Consider the following 17,188-nt stretch of genomic DNA (forward strand, 5'->3'; position numbering starts at 1 on the left):
TTCAGAATTTTTATCAGATAATGAAGGTATATATTGACTTTTTCCTTTTAACGTTTTTGTATCTGGAATAATTTCTGCTATATAATCACCGTTTCCATTTCTTAAGCTATATCTCTAGTCTTAGCATATCTACTCCTATTTTTAGTTTAATTTTAGTAATGATCTTATATATCTTCCTTTAATTCTAGATGCCACATTTTTATTGGTTATAATCATAGATTCCATATCTATTGGAAATTTAGTTAAAAGCTCATAGCCCCCTTTTGTTACAAGAACTGTATCTGAATGTCTATATCCTCCTATTCCATCAATATATATTCCTGGCTCTATGCTTATAATCATGTTTTCTTTAAGAACCTCATCATCGCCAATAGATATAAATGGTTTTTCATGGTTACTAAGGCCTATGCCATGTCCTGTTCTATGCAATAAATTATTTTCATACCCTTGTTTTATAAGATATTCTCTTGCAGCTATGTCTATATCTGAACACTTAACCCCTGGCTTTACAAGATTTAATGAAATATTACGTGCATTAATCATATGATTAAAATGTTCTCTATCTTCAGTTATAGCCTCCTCTAGGAAAAAGGTTCTTTCACATTCAGCAGCGTATCCATTAACCTTAAAATATGTCATTGCTACATTTGACCCTTTAGTCAATTTATTATCTAAATGAGGAATACTATGTGGCATTGAGCTTATAGGTGATGGCCATACTACAGAGGTTAAAGAAGTAAGTATTGGATCAAAATTTTTTCCCCGTATTAATTGTCGCTGAATAGCTCCTGACAATGTATGCATTTCTAAAACCGAAGCACCTATATATGCATTTTTAAATATGTTTTTCATTCCTAAATCTGCTAGCTTACATGTGTTGCGAATCATTTCTATCTCGTATGGAGTTTTGACTTTTCTCATTTCCTCTACTATATTTAAAATAATAATTTCATTGGCCACTATTTTACTTAAGATATTATGTGCAATATTATTTTCAACTCCAACTTTTTTGAAAGGTCTAATTATAGTTTCAAGAATATCATACCAGTTTTCCCCCTGCGTTGAAGTAGCCTCCCAATAGGACATTATTTCACATTCTATAGTTATTTTACTTAAGTGCTTTTCTTCCAGCTTAGGCGATAAAAATATTGGCTTTCCCTTTGATGGAACAATCATAAAAAATACTCTTTCTTCCGGTTTATATGCCATTCCAGTAAAATATAATAAACTATCCTGATCTGTAAGAATATATGCATCTATATTATTTTTTGTTATTTCATTTTGTAAACACTTAATTCTTTTAGAAAGTTCTTTATTCATAATTAAATCCTCCTATACATAGATATCAAGTTCATAAAATTGATTTACACAACGGAATATATTTCCCGAGAAATGAAGTTAGATATCTATATTTATAAATAAATTTATTATCTGACCTATCTAATCTTAACCTTAAAACTATTGTATTGACTCTAAAAGATCGTCAATTTCCTTTGATTTTTTTACTCTAGGATTATTTATAACATTGCCTCTAATGACAACCATAGATGGCTTTGATAAAGCTCTAATATTCTTTAGAGGATTTTCATCTAACACTACTAAATCCGCATTTTTCCCTATATCTATAGAGCCAGTATAGTTATCAATGCCAAGAATTTCAGCATTTGACTTAGTTGCATGATAAATTGCCTGCTTTGGAGTTATCCCTACATATCTAATAAGATAGTCTAACTCTCTCCATGTATTATAATGTGTTACATAAGGCATGGAAGCATCAGTACCTAGTCCAACTTTTATATCATTTTCAAAGGCTTGTTTTGCACACTTAAGCATTTCATCACAAACAATAAGTGAATTTTGCTTAGTTACATCATCTATTTTAGTAATCTTTTCATCTAAAATACTCATTGGAATTGAAGCATGTAGAGTTGTTATAAGAGCTGAATAGCCTCTTAATGCTTTAGGGTTATCTTTAAAAAGGCCTATAATTTCATCATCCATTTCTCCTCCATGTTCTATGGTGTCAACTCCTCCTTTTAAAGCAATTCTTAGACCTTCTTTACTTTCTACATGTGCAGCTACTAGCAATCCTTTTTTATGAGCTTCATCACAAATAGCTCTTACTTCTTCTTCAGTCATTTCCAGTCTACCTGCCTGTCCTACCGCTTTACCATCAGTAACTCCTCCAGTAACACAAATCTTAATAAAGTCCACTCCATTTTTGAGATTTGTTCTAACAGATTTTCTTCCTTCCCAAGGTGAATCACTAACTAAAGATAAATATGGAGCGCCATGACCTCCTGTTACACTTAGCATATATCCAGAAACTATAAGATTAGGACCTAAATATTTGTTGCTATTTATATCTTCTCTTATCTCTACATCTTTATATAAAAAGTCTCCTACACATCGTATAGTGGTAACTCCTGAATTTAAGGTATCAATTACATTGCTTTTCATTCTACGCTTTAAAAAGTTTTCTCCTAGTTTTGTCTTTAATAATTTAAAAACTATTTTTTGTTGTTTATCATTTTTAGCAATTTTCAAAGGTTTGCCCTTAGAAAATAAATGTACATGAGCATTTATTAAACCAGGCATTACATATTTATTTGCTATATCTACTATCTCATAATTTGAAGGAATTTCTATTTCGCTCTTATTCCCTATTTTGTGAATAACTCCTTTGTCATTAACTAAAATTATCATGTTATTTTTAGGCTCCTCTGCACTGCCATCAATTACATTGCAGTTTATAAAAGCATAATTCTTATTCATATTTTCCCCCTTTATTTTTGAATATTGAATACGTTATTCACTTTTGGATTAAAAAAAATCGCCAAGTCAACCTTGGAATTGCCGATTTTTTCGCGCCTTTAAAGTTCTTATATAGATATCCAGCTTCAATAATTAACCTTGCTAAGGTACCCCTATAAATACTGATACTAAGTCAATCACTCATCTTGGATATCTATATGCTATTCATTCAAGCCATTGATACCATATAGTCTATATATATTAAGTGCTTTAAAAATAGTTATTCTACTCTCTTCACTCATTTCTTCCTTTAATACATCCAGCACCATATTTATAAGACTATTTATTATTATTTTCATTAATCTAACGCTTTCCTCAACACATAAATTGTATCTTTTATGATCTTTTCTTAAGTATGTTCTTTTTGCTACAACAATAGAATTTATTAAATCCTCTTTAGCCTTTTCATATCTTGTTCCTTTGCTTTTTTCAAAAATAATTAAAAGCTGCATACGGTATTTTATAACCATATTTATATGCTCTTCAGTTAAAAAATCATGCTCTCCAATTTGATGATTATTTAAATAGTTCTTATTATAAGTATGAACACTTTCAACAAGATATTCCTTCAAAAAAATCATAAGTCTTTCTGGAACTACAGAGTAAAATAAATCTTCTTTATTTTTAAAGTAAGTATATATATTGCCTACAGAGACATTAGCTTCTTTTGCTATATCACTCATTTTAGTATCTAAATAGCCTTTTTGAGAAAAAATTTTAAGGGCCGCATTTTCTACTTCTTTTTTTACTTCCTCTTTTTTTGCCTGCACCATATAAATCTCCTTATAAAATTGAATAACAAATTCATTTTTGAGTTTAATACTATTAATAGCTTTTGTCAATATAATTTATCTGCTTATTTCAATGCCAAAAAAATTATCATCATCTAGTCTTATGGTATTCCCCTGCATATCTGTTAGTATTATTTCATCAATAATGCCGTTCCCGTTACCATTTGATGAAAGTCGTCCTCCTTTTATCATATATTCATCTAAATTAATTTTAAAGGTTTTAGTTTCATCGCATTTAATCTAAAAATAGCCCTATTTCCATCCTTAGTAAAAATGTCAATGTGCTCAGTACCTTCTTCTCTGTAAAAGGGACTGTCAATTGTTAAATAGAACTCCTTGCTTTTACTTGCATAATTTTTCACCTGAATCTCTGCATTAAATTCAGTATATTTCATCGCTTCTGATTTGTATTCCATTTTACTATTCTTAGAATTATAGCCTACTGATAACAAGCCATTTGAATGTCTTTTTATACTTATAACAGCGGCATTTGTAATTAAGGAAAATGTAGTAATAAATGCTATGACTAAAAATATTACATTTCTTGTTCTTATGCCTAACCCACCAATAACATATTTTCGGACCAGATATAACCCTAAGATTACTAGTATACTAAAGTAAAAAATGGTTAAGTGAACTCCACTATACTCCCCAGTCCATGATTTTAAACCAATAAATTCAAGAACATAATCCCCTAATGCATGCGTATACCTTGTTGTTATCATCATATAAAAAGAAATTGATAATAACATAATTGACATGATTCCTTTAACTTTCTTACTGATAATAACCCCTCCCTCTATCTACTGGTAAGTTATATCTTATATCCATTCTATACACTACATTTACTTCTTCCATGTATATTATATATTCTACAAATAGTGCCATTCCCCTTTACTTTATGCCTAAAACTACTAAATTAGTATATAAACGTCACTATAGAGATGTTATTGCAGCTACTCTAGCTCCTCTTATTTCATCATTTATTTAACTGTATCTGTCCATCTCCAAGTATTAAATAAGCATAGTCATTTTTAAAATATAATGCAAATTTTAATCTAGTTAAATATTTATCAGCTTGAATTGACTTCTATGGAAAGTTATGGTATAATTTGTTTAAAAAAGGAGGGGATTTCTTGAAGATTATAAAGCATTTTAAGGGGACAAAATTATTAGTATGCCTATTGGTTAGTTTATTTGTTATTCAAAATCCACTTATTTGCTTTGCTGAAGCACCTACAACTAGTTTGACTAGTGGGACAAGCAAAACTAGTGATATTGATACTGGCATAGCAAACTTAAACTATAATAAAAACCAAGTTTTAGCAGTAAATGGTGATAACATAGAAAGTTTTATTCCAAAAGAAGGCTTAAATTCAAATGGAAAATTTATAGTAGTTGAACGTAATAAAAAATCACTTACGACTTCACCAGTGGATATTTCAATTATTGATTCTATGACTGATAGAACATATCCAGGAGCATTACAACTTGCAAATGATGCTTTTGCCGACAATCAACCTAATGTATTGATGTGCAAGAGAAAACCTTTAAATATCAGTATAGATTTGCCAGGTATGAAAAAAGAAAATACAATAACCGTTCAAAATCCAACATACGGTAATGTATCTGGAGCCATAGATGAGTTAGTATCTACTTGGAATGACAAGTATTCATCAACACACACTTTACCTGCAAGAACACAGTATTCAGAATCTATGGTTCATAGTAAATCTCAAATAGCAAGTGCTCTTAATGTTAACGCTAAAGTTCTTGACAACTCACTTGGAATTGACTTTAATGCTATAGCAAATGGAGAGAAAAAAGTTATGGTTGCTGCATATAAGCAAATATTTTATACCGTAAGTGCAGAATTACCTAACAATCCATCAGATCTTTTTGATGATAGCGTTACTTTTGAGGAATTAACCCGTAAGGGAGTAAGTAATTCAGCGCCACCTGTTATGGTGTCAAATGTAGCTTATGGAAGAACAATTTATGTAAAATTAGAGACAACCTCTAAGAGCAAAGATGTACAAGCTGCCTTTGAAGCATTAATTAAGAATAACAATGTAAAATCTAGTGCACAATACAAAGATATTCTTGATGAAAGTTCATTTACTGCAGTAGTGTTGGGTGGAGATTCAAAAGAACATAACAAAATTATCTCAAAAGATTTTGATGAAATACGAAATGTAATTAAAGATAATGCAGAATTTAGTCCTAAAAATCCAGCATACCCAATTTCATATACAAGTGTTTTCTTAAAAGATAACTCAGTTGCTGCTGTTCATAATAAAACAGATTATATTGAGACTACATCAACAGAATATTCTAAAGGTAAAATACTTCTTGATCATTATGGTGCATATGTTGCTCAATTTGAAGTATCCTGGGATGAATTTTCATATGATGAGAATGGAAAAGAAATATTAACACATAAAACATGGTCAGGAAACTACCAAGACAAAACGGCTCATTACTCTACAGTAATACCACTTCCACCTAATTCAAAAAATATAAGAATTATGGCAAGAGAATGTACAGGCCTTGCATGGGAGTGGTGGAGAACAATTATTGACGAATATAATGTTCCATTATCAAATGAAATAAAAGTTTCAATTGGAGGAACTACATTATACCCAAAAGCTAATATTAGCTATTAACCATGATAGACACCCTTTTGGTTTCGGTATTTAACATATCACCAAAAGGGTGCCTTTTTTTGCAGCAAAACAATTTTCTAATGCCCCTCAGGAATCATTAGCGGACCTTGGGTACGTCTTGCTAATCATCAATTAAATACAAAATTTTGGATAACCAAGAAAATTCCCCAACCACAAATCCCTAAGACAATTGATAAAGATAACGATATATAAGCTCTTAATGACATTGCTACAATCAATAGCAATATTATTGTTGCTGGAAATCCTTTTAAAACACCAAATACGAATTTGCTAAGATTTTGTGTTTGCTCACCTTGTATGGAAATCCAGATTAAGCTTAACAAACTAACTAATGGCAATGCTGCAATAATTCCACCATATGTAGGAGATCTCTTTGCTATTTCTGTTACTGCTCCAATTATTACCGCTGAAATCAAAACTTTTACTATCGCAAACACTTTTTAGCCTCCTCGCTAAATATCAAAAATGCCTTCTGTATTATTTCCAATTCAGAGTTACTAAGAGATTCAAAAATTTTCTTTAATTTAGCCTCATCCAATTTTGTATGTTGATACAGCTTATATTTACCTTCTTCAGTTATTTTGACTATAGTTTTTCTTTCATCTACTTCACTTCTTTGCTTAGTAACGAAACCCTTCTTTATTAGTCTTTTAATGTGTTCAGAAGCTGTATTTGAGGATGTATCTATATGCTTTGCTAAATCTCCAATAGTTGCCTCTTTATTTTTATCAATATACTGTAACAATCTAATTGCTTGGTGAGTCAAGTTTTCTTTATCTACATTATGTAATAGATAGTAAATATCCGTCCATTGTTCATTAATTATTTTAATACTATTTTCTAATTCCATAATAATCACCTCTATTTATATCTTATTATACGATATAATCGTTTGTCAAGATATAAATAGTATAGTCAAAAATGGCAGCTATACTACTTGAAAGAGGTAGTCCATAACGATTTATTCATTCTTTAAGTATTCCTTAATACTGTAATAAATCCATTCAGTATCTGGTGACTTATTTTGAAGCCTTTACCTTCATAGAATTTTAGCGCATTATCGTTTCCGTTTGATACAAAGATAAACAAATCACTTATTGATTTAAATGAATTTAACCAATCCATAGACTTTTTAAACAAAACTGTACCAATGCCAGCATTTCGATAATCTTCTTTTATATAAAACTGAGAAAGACAACCTACGTCATCACTTTTTACAGAATTAAAGTCAAAGAAGGCATGACATTTTAAAGTAGCAAAATCATCAGAATATATCTCCTTTGGTGCAATTGTACTATAGGCATATCCAACAATTTCATCATCATCTTTAGCTACTATTATGTAGTTAGCTTTAGCACTCTTGACAGATGGAATCATTCTAGTTTCAAAACACATGTCATCAAAGAACTCAGGACGGATATATGCCTTAGACTTTTGATAAGCCATTAATTCATTACATAAATCCTTAATACAGATAATATTATCTTCAGAAATAACCTCATACTGAAAACTCATATTAATCTTCCTTTCTAAAAACAAATTAAAAACATGTTTGATTGATGAATCAGATTAGATATAATTATATCAGTTACAAGTATAGTAACAAGTATGCACTATTTTCTGTTTAAGGAAGTAAAAACTGAGTATTGGGGTGATTTTATGACTGATCAAACTCTATATAAAAATAGCTTTGATAACTGTCCATTAACATTTGCTTTAAACATTATCGGTGGAAAGTGGAGATTACCTATAATTTGGGCGTTAAGTAAAAATGGAACTATGAGATATAATGAATTAAAAAGGAATATTGATGGGATTACCAACATGATGCTAACTCAATCGCTAAAGGAGCTTGAGTTAGATGGTATCATAAATCGAAAGCAATTTATGGAGATACCACCGAGAGTTGAGTATTCATTGACTGCAAATGGAGAAGAACTCATTCCATCTCTTAAATCACTAGCTGATTGGGGAAAGAAAATGAAAAATAGTGTTAATTCTAAATAATCTAGAATTAACACTTGCATGACATTTATAGAGTCATTTACTTAATTCGTTTTGAAATTGGATGATCCTCTTTCAACTGTAGTAAGTCCCATAGATTTCCATATAAATCCTTAAATACCGCAACCATTCCATAGGATTGTTCTTTTGGCTCTCTCACAAATTCTATTCCCTTTGAAATCATTTCATTATAGTCTCTCCAAAAATCATCAGTGTTTAAAAATAGAAAAACTCTTCCGCCTGTCTGATTACCTATAAATGATTCTTGTTCAGGTTTAGATGCTCTTGCAAGTAATATTGTAGTTCCGACTGATCCAGGTGGAGACACTACTACCCATCGTTTGTCTTGTTCAGGCTGATAAGTATCTTCAATTAATGTAAAATTAAGCTTCTTTGTATAAAATTCTATTGCCTCATCATAATCTCTCACAACTATAGCTATGTGGACAATTGATTGAATCATTTTCTCAACTCCCAACTCCTACTAATTTGATTCTACATCATACTAAAAGAAAAATTTAAGATAATAAAATTAACACTATTGTCAATAATATAATAATATTATTATGGCATATTCATACATCACAATATAACGAACTTACATGTCCTCATATACTGGTTCCCCCTCAATAAAGGTAGAAGCAAGACCAAGCTTTTCAAAATAATCACACATTTTTTGACATGCAAATTTCTCAGTAGAGTAATGGGTGCCTCCTAAAACATTAATACAATTTTTTTGTTCCAGTTCATGAACCTCCGCAGAATATTCATTATTTGCTGAAATTCCTGTGATAAGAACATTAACTTTGTTTTCAATCATTTCAGAAACAATATCTGCACTATTGCCGCCACCGGCTACAACAGCTACTCTTCCATTTTTTATATTGTTATCTCCATATAGATATAGTCTTGTATCATGGCCTACTATTTCTGAAAACTTATCATTCAATTCCTTCATATTTTTGCATTTGGTTTTTCCAATAACACCACATAATCCTCCATAATATTCAACAAAGGTTTTTTCAATTTCTATATCTAACGCATCAGCCAAAGTTTTGCTTGTTGAGTATTCACTGAAGTTATCTAGTGGTGTATGCAAATTATATATAGATATTCTATTCTCTCTAAATTTTTCTAATAACCCTCTATCCATTTGATAAAATGTTTTTGGTGCCCTTCTAATATCCCAAATCGAAGGATGGTGTAAAAATAACATGGCATCCCTTGCACCATCATCAATAATCTTTTGCATAATTTTTTCAGTTGGAAACACAGCTGCATAGACTTTATTAATTTCATTTGCAAAGTCACATACCAGGCCCATACTTCTTTCTTTAAAATTTACTGAAATATAATCATCTAATTCACCCATGTGTCTTGCCCAATCATCTTTCAACCCTTTTAGAATAAAATCTCTTTCTAAGCAATTATACAACTCAATAGACTTCATATAACTCCCCTCCATCATACAGTTTGTCCATATTTATTATAAAAAACTAATTTTTTATTAAAATAGAATTTTACATCTTATTTATTATTACTCTTTGATTTTTCATTAATCCACTCTTCCCTTAAAATTGCATAGACTATATCATCTGCCCATTCATTATCAAACCAAAAGCTCTTTTTAAAATGTGCCTCTTTTCTCATTTGAATTCTTTCAAGCAGTGCTATAGATTTTGTATTTCTAGGGTCAACTGAAGCAATTATTCTATGTTTTTTCAAGTTATTAAATAAGTAATTTATTACACCATTAATAGCTTCAGTAGCATATCCTTTACATTGATGATCTAAAGATAACGTAAACCCTATTTCTACCTGCAAGTTATCTGAGTCTATAAAATGAATTCCTATATCCCCTATTAACTCATCAGTTTCCTTAAGCAAAATTCCAAGTTGGTACCAGGTATCTGGTATATTGGGGATTTTAGCAACTTTTTCACAAATAAATTCTTTTACTTCTTCGATGGTTTGTGGTCTCCAGCCTTGAAATTTATATATCTGTGGATTTGAACGGTATTTAAACATCGACTCTGCATCAGAAATTCTAATCCCCCTTAATACTAATCTTTCTGTTGAAATATTCATTTCATTAAAATTCATTATTTTTACCTCCGAATGTATAGCTTAGTTAACAAGTAATCTAATTATATAAAATTTTCTAATACAAATAAAGGAATTAAATACATAGAAATTATAATTTAAGTACGACGTAAAAACACCGTAAAATTCAGTTCATTTTTGAATAATACGATGCTTTTCCAAATTGTTCGTTTTTTCAGTTGTTACGTTAAATAAGAAAGATGTAGCTTAAATTAGTAAAAGTTATCCTCATTAGCTTTACTTTCAATTTTTCTTCATTGGTCATAGTGATTATATCTTAATGCTTATCAATATATTCTTGTAATTGTTCATGCCATTTCACGGTATCGTATATTTGTGGTTCAGTTGTTTCGCCCATTAAAAGATCAATCAAATGTCTAGGTGTTTTACCGCCAATATACATTGATTTGATACAGGAAATACAATATACACAAACCTCATCGCAAGGCATCGAATCTGCTCGTTCCTTCATTTTCTGATGAACCTTTTCAACGGGAATCTTAGGATAAAAATCATCTCCGCAGCATATTGAATTCGTGCCGGAAAACTTTGTTTCCACAATATCAATATTCATCTTTTTAAGTAAATTACGTACGGCTTTATGTACCTGCGGCTTTTCACGCACAGGACAAGCATCGTGCACCGACAACTTCAAACCTTTATAGTCGGGATACTGAAATGCATCCAATCCATCAAGTACTTCCCATAAAGAGATTGTTGATACACCTTCATATAAGCTCCTAAAACGCCTGTCACAACCAGCACATACATTGATAATCAATGAGCCCGCTTCAACTTGAGGATCATGGTGACAGCATATTTTATGCAATGTAACCTCTCCGTAATTTTCATTCAAAAACTTTAAAATTTTATTTTCTATTTCAGGCTTGTATATACTTAAACCACAGCCTGGATTAAAATATATTTTTTTCATAACATATTCCCTCCCGTAAGGTCAAACTTTGTTAAAGTACCTTTTATTTACTCTTTAATTGTAACAGGGTATAAATAAAAAATCTTCCTGATTTTATATTTATAATTTTACAGATGAGGCTTTCTTCTATCTTGAAAATATTATTTAACATCACGTTATTCGTTTTTCATTTGTTTCATTAAATAACAAGATTACATATCCTCATACATTGATTCACCTTCAATAAAGGTAGAAAAAAGACCAAGTTTTTCAAAATATATAAACTTTTAACTATTGGTTTAACTTCCCTAATTTCTTAAAAACATTATATATGTGTTTATCACTTCTTAAATCATATCCATTGACACCCTTATATAATAAGCTTCCTCCATTTTGAGTAATAGTTAAATATATATTAGGTCCTAACTTATCATAATAAAATCCACCATTGTATACTTCGTGACCATCTACAACTAAAACAAAAGTTCTAAAATCTTTTTTATAATATTTAATCTTAGATATATAGTTATTTGCATCATTATTAAAATGAAAAGTATGATTGCTCCAATTGTAATACTTTATATCCTCATCTGTAATAACAGGTTTAGGTTTATCCTTACGAATAAAACGCTGTAGATTGCTATCATGAAGTAGATTTTCATAATTAACCATTTCATATATTGCAAAATGATGCTTTTTACTGTCCTCGTAAAATCTATTACAATAATTATAATAATATAAGGAAAGTATGCTTAATATAAAGATTAACCCCATTAAGCTGAAAATGATACTATATTTTTTTATTTTCCATACTATAATAAAGATGAGCGTAACTAGACATATAAGTTCTAAAAATATTAAGTAAACTCCCATTAATATATCTCCATTGTCTAATAAAATAATTAATATACTTTATAAGAAAGTTGCGAATAAGGTAAAAAGTTACTTTTCTCGTTCCCACACCGTTATAATTGGATGAATTAAGTTAATACTTACGCCAATTTTAGGAACTAATCCACAAAACCCTTTTTGAATTTTATAAAGTCCTAAACAATCAATTCCACCAACTTTACACGTTTTATCTGAATAAAATTCATAATTAAAACAATTAAGATTACAATTACAAATATCAAATACAGCTACTGTGTCAAGTTCAACACTACTCTTCCAATTATTTAGTGTTACATCTAAAATCTCTCTCAATACTTTTCCTTGATTCGATTCAGAACTCAAAAGCTGTGAATCTACCAGTAAAGATAAATCAATATCAGATTCTTCACGAAAACAATTCGATAATCCACGTGAACCACTTAACACAATTTTATATACATACGGATGAATCACTAAATTTGCTTCATTTAAAATGGCATATGTTGTTGGTAGAAGATTTTTAACATTTTCTTTTATACAGATTGAATCATATTTCATTTCTTTTTCCCTTTCTAACATATGTTTTCATTAACATAAATGCACAATATCTTACTAATGTCTAAGTATTATAGACTACTGTTGTAACGCTTAATTAGAATTTTCACAATTAAACATATATTATCTTTTATCATAAGAAAAAGTATTCTCAATCACATTTGGTAAAACTTCACAAATTGAGCAATTCATTTTTCTTTCAAAATATTTTTTTATTTCAAAGAGTTTGTCCCACCTCATAATAGTATATTCATTCACACCATACCTGCGTGTTACATCAATTAATCGTTGTTCCATCAAGCAAAATCCTGTTGGTACTGCTAAAGCATCACATAATTGAATTAATAAATCATAATCATCATAAACTACAAAATCAATATACTTTTTTATAAAATTATAATCTTCTTTAGTTACATCTAACTTACCAATTACAGACCTTATATCCTTTATACTATATGAATGAGTAATGCATATTTTAGCTACATCCTCCCAGCCTCGATTACTACAATATTTAAATCCTTCAATTGTATGTCTTTCTTGTACTACACCAACTCTACGACCTATATCATGTAATAATCCTAGAATATAAGCCTTATTGCTATCCATATCATTACAGCATTTAGAAATATTTTTACAAGCCAAAGCCACATACTCTGAATGTTTTACCCATTTTCCTTTATTTAGTCTTTTTGCTTCTTTCAAAACATTTATTGCAACATCTTTATTAGGATACTTTTTGTTCATAACTAACACCTTCTTACTTTTTTACAGTTGTGGCACATAAATTTACTATTGTCTCTCATCAATATATAATAAGAAATTATTTCTACTAGTACAATCTTACAAATATGACTTTATATAATACTCTAATTATATAATTTTTCCCAAAACAAATAAAGGAATTTCAGTACAATGTTGTAATTACCAAGGTAGCTAAAATATACTATTCACCACAGATGACAAAAAGAAAAAAGGCGCAAATCTTATTATTCCGCCTTTAAAGAATAAACCGAATCAATGGATTGGATTGTGATTATAAATTCCAATAAGTTTTCCATTAGTTTTATTAAATATGCTGTTATTGTATTGAAGATAACCTTGACCTTCCATTAGATTATTAAATAATTTTGTTTGTTCTTCGCTGTACTTTATTTTTACAGATTGTTTTACTTCTTTACCGTTGACATAGGTAATAGAATTAGGAACTATTAAGTAACACTCATTACCTTGTACAGATTTTAAAATCTTTTCTCCTTCATAAGTGCCAATAATATTGGGATTATTTTTAACCATTTGAATTGGCAAAACGTGAGTTTCAGTAAATGGTTTTAATGTAACAATACCAAGGCAAGTAACTATTGCAAAAACTAAAAGTATCATTATTTTAGCTTTTATTTTTTTCATACTATTACTCCCCCCCAATAAATTACTATAAAAATTAGAATAAGATTATAATACTATATAATTCAGTTATTTAATAGCTTTCTTTTACCATTAGTGCCTAGTATTGTTATAAAAGTCTCATTCCTCCTTATCACTTTCTAAGCTTACACTTTCATAAAACTCTGTAAGGGATACTGCATATATCAATGGTGTATATCTAATATTTAAATAGTTATTATAATCCATTCCCTTAAACCCCTTAAAACTTGGAAGTACATTTGCCTCAATTAGCCATAAGTTTTTATTTATATCAACTGCTACGTCTAATCCGAATTCAGCAAAATGTTCCCCCATTTGATCCATGTGGTTGCAGAACTTTTTACAAAGGTTATCTAGTTGCTGCATTAATAGCTTTTGATTAGACTCGTCAGGAAATGCTTTAGTTAGGGCAACTGATAGTGGTAATGCATATCCCCCTCTTGAGATATTAGTTATAAGAGAGTCCTTTTTAGCAACCCTACATTCAATTCCTGTACATATCCACACTTTATTACTATCTTTTTGCATAACAACTCTAACATCAAAGCATGAACCATCTATCATAGCCAACTCAAGATGTTTCTGAACTAAATATTTCTCAAAAAAAGACCTATTTGGCTTCAGAAAAATTTCTAGAGCATCATCGTCATCTAAATACTTTTCTAAATATTCTGTATTTCTATAATCTAAAACTTTATATCCCTTTTGTTTTTCTTCTATTACGCAAATACCTCTCCCACGAGATAAATCTATTGGTTTAAGGATTACTTTTTTATATTCTTTTAAAAAATTCTTTATCACACTTTCATTTACTGACAGTTCCGTTGGTATAAGATAATTACTTAAGAATTTGTTTTTTTCAACAAACTTATATAATTCATATTTTGTAAATCTTGTTGAATTAAACAATCTCCCATCTGTAACATCAATGAGTTTTTTTATTAATCTTTCACTTACATGAAAGTTTCTTCTATAAATAACTGAAGGGAATGGAAACTTGCCATACCTCCACTGCGATTTTTCATTGTCATAATAAAGCCCATAAACTACATTGTTATCCCAATCCACGCCTTTGCATGAAAATCCATAAATTAATCCTCCGAATTTACTGTATACTCCAAGTCTATCTGAATATTTTTTCATATAATATGGATTATACAAATGGCTTCGATTTCCAAGCAGTAGCGCAATCACTGGACCTATTACAATATTACCTTTATCCGCTACTAACTGATAAATTAATGACTCTACAATTAAAAGTTCATTTGCCAGTTCTTTAGATATTTTTATAGTCATAGGATTATTAAAGCTGTGAACATCAGTTACTGCTGCATCTTCCATTACTTGCACCTGTGTTAAAACTTTCTTTTTACCGAAGCAAACAAAAGCTACTTCAGTAATAGTTTTTGCTATGGTTGTTGGCAAATAAATGATGTTGGCCTCTAAATCTATCACATCAATCTTAATCCACATGCTTTAATCCTCCTGTGATTCAGAAACATAATACTCATAACGCTAAATTAAGTTTTCATAAAAGTCCAATCATAGACATTTCCTTAGTGAAACTTTTAAATAGCATTTTTTATAAATATATTAAAAATTTGTAGAAGTAATACATATAACCTACTTTTAAAGTATCATATTTCATAAGAAATCATAATATAAGATATGGCTAAATATTTCTCTGCATTGCAGGAATAATTCTATGGTAAGAGGGGATACGGAATATGATAGATAACTTAAATAATAAAAGGAAGATCGCCCTTGACAGGGCAAAGGAGCTAAAAAGTAAAATAGAAGATTATATTAATGTAAAAGATACTATTCCAAGAGGAACTTCCCTATCACAGGAAGAAAAAATAATGAAAAAGAAGTTAAAAATACTTTCTCTCCTTAATGGTAACGAAGAAAACTGGAATGATTATAAATGGCAACTTAAAAATAGAATTTCTGATGTAAATCTATTGGCAAAAATTATTAAGCTAACGGATGAAGAAATAGATAACATCTCAAAAGTGGGGCAAAAATTCAGATGGGCTATTTCTCCATACTATGCTTCCTTAATAGATGACGATGATGAATTTAATCCTGTAAAACTACAATCTGTTCCTATACTACTAGAGTTAAGGGGCGATGGAGTTGCTGATCCTATGGCAGAAGAATATACTAATCCTTCTGGTGCTATTACCAGACGTTACCCTGACAGGCTAATTATTAACGTAACCAATGAATGCTTCTCATACTGTAGACACTGCCAAAGGAGAAGAAACATTGGAATCAAGGATAGACATCAATCAAAAGCAGTATTAGAGCAATCTATTAAATATATTAAAGAAAACCCAGAAATCAGAGATGTATTAATCACAGGGGGAGATGCATTAACATTATCTGATAGTACTCTAGATTGGCTTCTAGGTGAACTACACTCAATTCCAACTGTAGAATATATTAGAATAGGAACTAGAGTACTGGTAAATATGCCTCAAAGAATTACAGAAAATCTTCTAAATATATTAAAAAAGTACCCTCCTATTTATATTAATACTCACTTTAACCATCCGTTAGAAATAACAAAGGAATCAAAAGCTGCTTGTGAAAAACTTGTTAACATAGGAGTACCTTTAGGTAATCAAGCGGTACTTTTAAATGGAATAAACAATGATAAATATGTAATGCGGCTTTTAAATCAAGAACTTCTAAAATGCAGGGTTAGACCTTATTATATATTCCATGCTAAACATGTATTAGGTACTACACATTTCAATACTTCTGTTGACGATGGTATTGAAATAATGGAATACTTAAGAGGATATACTTCAGGTATGGCGATACCTGCATATATTGTAAATGCTCCAAATGGAAATGGAAAGACACCTATATTGCCGCAATATATTATTTCAAGAGGTAAAAATTATATAAAAATAAGAACTTGGGAAGGTAAAGTATTTGATTATCCAAATCATCCCACCGAAGACTTACGAAATTTATTGGAGAGAAATGCTGACTAAAATTAAATTTTAGGTTAATTA

General features: G+C 29.9%; 20 protein-coding genes. 3 read left to right on the forward strand and 17 right to left on the reverse strand.

From position 1 onward, the window contains the following. Positions 1-141: 141 nt before the first annotated feature. From I6U51_RS17775 to I6U51_RS17790, 5 genes are all read right to left on the reverse strand, one after another. Positions 142-1,320: a M24 family metallopeptidase gene (locus I6U51_RS17775; RefSeq protein ID WP_211143900.1), complete on the reverse strand. Its 1,179-nt coding sequence runs from the start codon at positions 1,318-1,320 to the stop codon at positions 142-144. A 138-nt stretch (positions 1,321-1,458) separates the two neighbouring features. Then, positions 1,459-2,775 (reverse strand): amidohydrolase family protein, encoded by a 1,317-nt coding sequence (locus I6U51_RS17780; RefSeq protein WP_211143901.1) that lies wholly within the window; start codon positions 2,773-2,775, stop codon positions 1,459-1,461. Positions 2,776-2,975: 200 nt separating this feature from the next. Continuing rightward, on the reverse strand, positions 2,976-3,587 hold the full coding sequence (locus I6U51_RS17785; RefSeq protein ID WP_178909926.1) for a helix-turn-helix domain-containing protein: 612 nt from the start codon (positions 3,585-3,587) through the stop codon (positions 2,976-2,978). Positions 3,588-3,662: 75 nt separating this feature from the next. Then, positions 3,663-3,797 (reverse strand): hypothetical protein, encoded by a 135-nt coding sequence (locus I6U51_RS25160; protein WP_281396000.1) that lies wholly within the window; start codon positions 3,795-3,797, stop codon positions 3,663-3,665. 8 nt (positions 3,798-3,805) lie between these two features. Beyond that, the gene (locus I6U51_RS17790) at positions 3,806-4,366 is read right to left on the reverse strand and encodes a hypothetical protein (RefSeq protein ID WP_211143902.1); all 561 of its coding nucleotides are present in this window, start codon (positions 4,364-4,366) and stop codon (positions 3,806-3,808) included. Between the two features lie 456 nt (positions 4,367-4,822). Here I6U51_RS17790 and I6U51_RS17795 point away from each other — a divergent pair, with 456 nt between their 5' ends. Beyond that, positions 4,823-6,271, forward strand: coding sequence for a thiol-activated cytolysin family protein (locus I6U51_RS17795; RefSeq protein ID WP_425489777.1), 1,449 nt, complete (start codon positions 4,823-4,825; stop codon positions 6,269-6,271). 128 nt (positions 6,272-6,399) lie between these two features. Here I6U51_RS17795 and I6U51_RS17800 read toward each other — a convergent pair whose 3' ends face one another. The 3 genes from I6U51_RS17800 to I6U51_RS17810 form a co-directional block, all read right to left on the reverse strand. Continuing rightward, a complete protein-coding gene (locus I6U51_RS17800; protein WP_211143904.1) occupies positions 6,400-6,729 on the reverse strand; it encodes a DUF3147 family protein in 330 nt (109 codons plus the stop codon). Beyond that, a complete protein-coding gene (locus I6U51_RS17805; protein ID WP_246517428.1) occupies positions 6,717-7,142 on the reverse strand; it encodes a MarR family winged helix-turn-helix transcriptional regulator in 426 nt (141 codons plus the stop codon). Before I6U51_RS17805 ends, I6U51_RS17800 begins: the two co-directional genes overlap by 13 nt. Positions 7,143-7,264: 122 nt before the next feature. After that, on the reverse strand, positions 7,265-7,807 hold the full coding sequence (locus I6U51_RS17810) for a GNAT family N-acetyltransferase (protein ID WP_211143905.1): 543 nt from the start codon (positions 7,805-7,807) through the stop codon (positions 7,265-7,267). Positions 7,808-7,951: 144 nt separating this feature from the next. Here I6U51_RS17810 and I6U51_RS17815 point away from each other — a divergent pair, with 144 nt between their 5' ends. Continuing rightward, entirely contained in the window at positions 7,952-8,299 is a 348-nt protein-coding gene (locus I6U51_RS17815; RefSeq protein ID WP_211143906.1) for a winged helix-turn-helix transcriptional regulator, read from the forward strand. Between the two features lie 37 nt (positions 8,300-8,336). Here I6U51_RS17815 and I6U51_RS17820 read toward each other — a convergent pair whose 3' ends face one another. The 9 genes from I6U51_RS17820 to I6U51_RS17860 all read right to left on the reverse strand — a co-directional run bounded on the left by I6U51_RS17820 (position 8,337) and on the right by I6U51_RS17860 (position 15,632). After that, positions 8,337-8,759, reverse strand: coding sequence for a VOC family protein (locus I6U51_RS17820; protein WP_211143907.1), 423 nt, complete (start codon positions 8,757-8,759; stop codon positions 8,337-8,339). Positions 8,760-8,894: 135 nt separating this feature from the next. Then, positions 8,895-9,746, reverse strand: a complete 852-nt coding sequence (locus I6U51_RS17825) for a Nif3-like dinuclear metal center hexameric protein (RefSeq protein ID WP_211143908.1) — start codon at positions 9,744-9,746, stop codon at positions 8,895-8,897. 77 nt (positions 9,747-9,823) lie between these two features. Next, positions 9,824-10,399, reverse strand: coding sequence for a GNAT family N-acetyltransferase (locus tag I6U51_RS17830; protein ID WP_211143909.1), 576 nt, complete (start codon positions 10,397-10,399; stop codon positions 9,824-9,826). Between the two features lie 277 nt (positions 10,400-10,676). Further along, on the reverse strand, positions 10,677-11,333 hold the full coding sequence (locus I6U51_RS17835) for a (Fe-S)-binding protein (protein ID WP_211143910.1): 657 nt from the start codon (positions 11,331-11,333) through the stop codon (positions 10,677-10,679). 270 nt (positions 11,334-11,603) lie between these two features. After that, positions 11,604-12,185 (reverse strand): hypothetical protein, encoded by a 582-nt coding sequence (locus I6U51_RS17840; protein ID WP_211143911.1) that lies wholly within the window; start codon positions 12,183-12,185, stop codon positions 11,604-11,606. Positions 12,186-12,254: 69 nt separating this feature from the next. Further along, positions 12,255-12,740: a hypothetical protein gene (locus I6U51_RS17845; RefSeq protein ID WP_211143912.1), complete on the reverse strand. Its 486-nt coding sequence runs from the start codon at positions 12,738-12,740 to the stop codon at positions 12,255-12,257. Positions 12,741-12,860: 120 nt separating this feature from the next. Beyond that, on the reverse strand, positions 12,861-13,481 hold the full coding sequence (locus I6U51_RS17850) for an HD domain-containing protein (RefSeq protein ID WP_211143913.1): 621 nt from the start codon (positions 13,479-13,481) through the stop codon (positions 12,861-12,863). Between the two features lie 270 nt (positions 13,482-13,751). After that, on the reverse strand, positions 13,752-14,141 hold the full coding sequence (locus I6U51_RS17855; RefSeq protein WP_211143914.1) for a hypothetical protein: 390 nt from the start codon (positions 14,139-14,141) through the stop codon (positions 13,752-13,754). Positions 14,142-14,258: 117 nt separating this feature from the next. Beyond that, a complete protein-coding gene (locus tag I6U51_RS17860; RefSeq protein WP_211143915.1) occupies positions 14,259-15,632 on the reverse strand; it encodes a YheC/YheD family endospore coat-associated protein in 1,374 nt (457 codons plus the stop codon). Positions 15,633-15,886: 254 nt separating this feature from the next. Between I6U51_RS17860 and eam the strand changes: the two genes are divergently transcribed. Beyond that, positions 15,887-17,167: a glutamate 2,3-aminomutase gene (eam, locus tag I6U51_RS17865; protein WP_211143916.1), complete on the forward strand. Its 1,281-nt coding sequence runs from the start codon at positions 15,887-15,889 to the stop codon at positions 17,165-17,167. Positions 17,168-17,188: the final 21 nt, after the last annotated feature.

Origin of the sequence: Clostridium aciditolerans, from assembly GCF_016316925.1 — a bacterium.
Lineage (GTDB): Bacteria > Bacillota > Clostridia > Clostridiales > Clostridiaceae > Clostridium_AM > Clostridium_AM aciditolerans.

Excerpts from the sequence above, each read along its gene's own strand:
- eam (WP_211143916.1), top strand. The coding sequence starts at position 15,887 with ATGATAGATAACTTAAATAATAAAAGGAAGATCGCCCTTGACAGGGCA.
- I6U51_RS17775 (WP_211143900.1), bottom strand. The coding sequence starts at position 1,320 with ATGAATAAAGAACTTTCTAAAAGAATTAAGTGTTTACAAAATGAAATA.
- I6U51_RS17780 (WP_211143901.1), bottom strand. The coding sequence starts at position 2,775 with ATGAATAAGAATTATGCTTTTATAAACTGCAATGTAATTGATGGCAGT.
- I6U51_RS17845 (WP_211143912.1), bottom strand. The coding sequence starts at position 12,740 with ATGAAATATGATTCAATCTGTATAAAAGAAAATGTTAAAAATCTTCTA.
- I6U51_RS25160 (WP_281396000.1), bottom strand. The coding sequence starts at position 3,797 with ATGATAAAAGGAGGACGACTTTCATCAAATGGTAACGGGAACGGCATT.
- I6U51_RS17860 (WP_211143915.1), bottom strand. The coding sequence starts at position 15,632 with ATGTGGATTAAGATTGATGTGATAGATTTAGAGGCCAACATCATTTAT.
- I6U51_RS17785 (WP_178909926.1), bottom strand. The coding sequence starts at position 3,587 with ATGGTGCAGGCAAAAAAAGAGGAAGTAAAAAAAGAAGTAGAAAATGCG.
- I6U51_RS17825 (WP_211143908.1), bottom strand. The coding sequence starts at position 9,746 with ATGAAGTCTATTGAGTTGTATAATTGCTTAGAAAGAGATTTTATTCTA.
- I6U51_RS17830 (WP_211143909.1), bottom strand. The coding sequence starts at position 10,399 with ATGAATTTTAATGAAATGAATATTTCAACAGAAAGATTAGTATTAAGG.
- I6U51_RS17850 (WP_211143913.1), bottom strand. The coding sequence starts at position 13,481 with ATGAACAAAAAGTATCCTAATAAAGATGTTGCAATAAATGTTTTGAAA.
- I6U51_RS17840 (WP_211143911.1), bottom strand. The coding sequence starts at position 12,185 with ATGGGAGTTTACTTAATATTTTTAGAACTTATATGTCTAGTTACGCTC.
- I6U51_RS17805 (WP_246517428.1), bottom strand. The coding sequence starts at position 7,142 with ATGGAATTAGAAAATAGTATTAAAATAATTAATGAACAATGGACGGAT.
- I6U51_RS17810 (WP_211143905.1), bottom strand. The coding sequence starts at position 7,807 with ATGAGTTTTCAGTATGAGGTTATTTCTGAAGATAATATTATCTGTATT.
- I6U51_RS17815 (WP_211143906.1), top strand. The coding sequence starts at position 7,952 with ATGACTGATCAAACTCTATATAAAAATAGCTTTGATAACTGTCCATTA.
- I6U51_RS17790 (WP_211143902.1), bottom strand. The coding sequence starts at position 4,366 with ATGTCAATTATGTTATTATCAATTTCTTTTTATATGATGATAACAACA.
- I6U51_RS17855 (WP_211143914.1), bottom strand. The coding sequence starts at position 14,141 with ATGAAAAAAATAAAAGCTAAAATAATGATACTTTTAGTTTTTGCAATA.
- I6U51_RS17835 (WP_211143910.1), bottom strand. The coding sequence starts at position 11,333 with ATGAAAAAAATATATTTTAATCCAGGCTGTGGTTTAAGTATATACAAG.
- I6U51_RS17820 (WP_211143907.1), bottom strand. The coding sequence starts at position 8,759 with ATGATTCAATCAATTGTCCACATAGCTATAGTTGTGAGAGATTATGAT.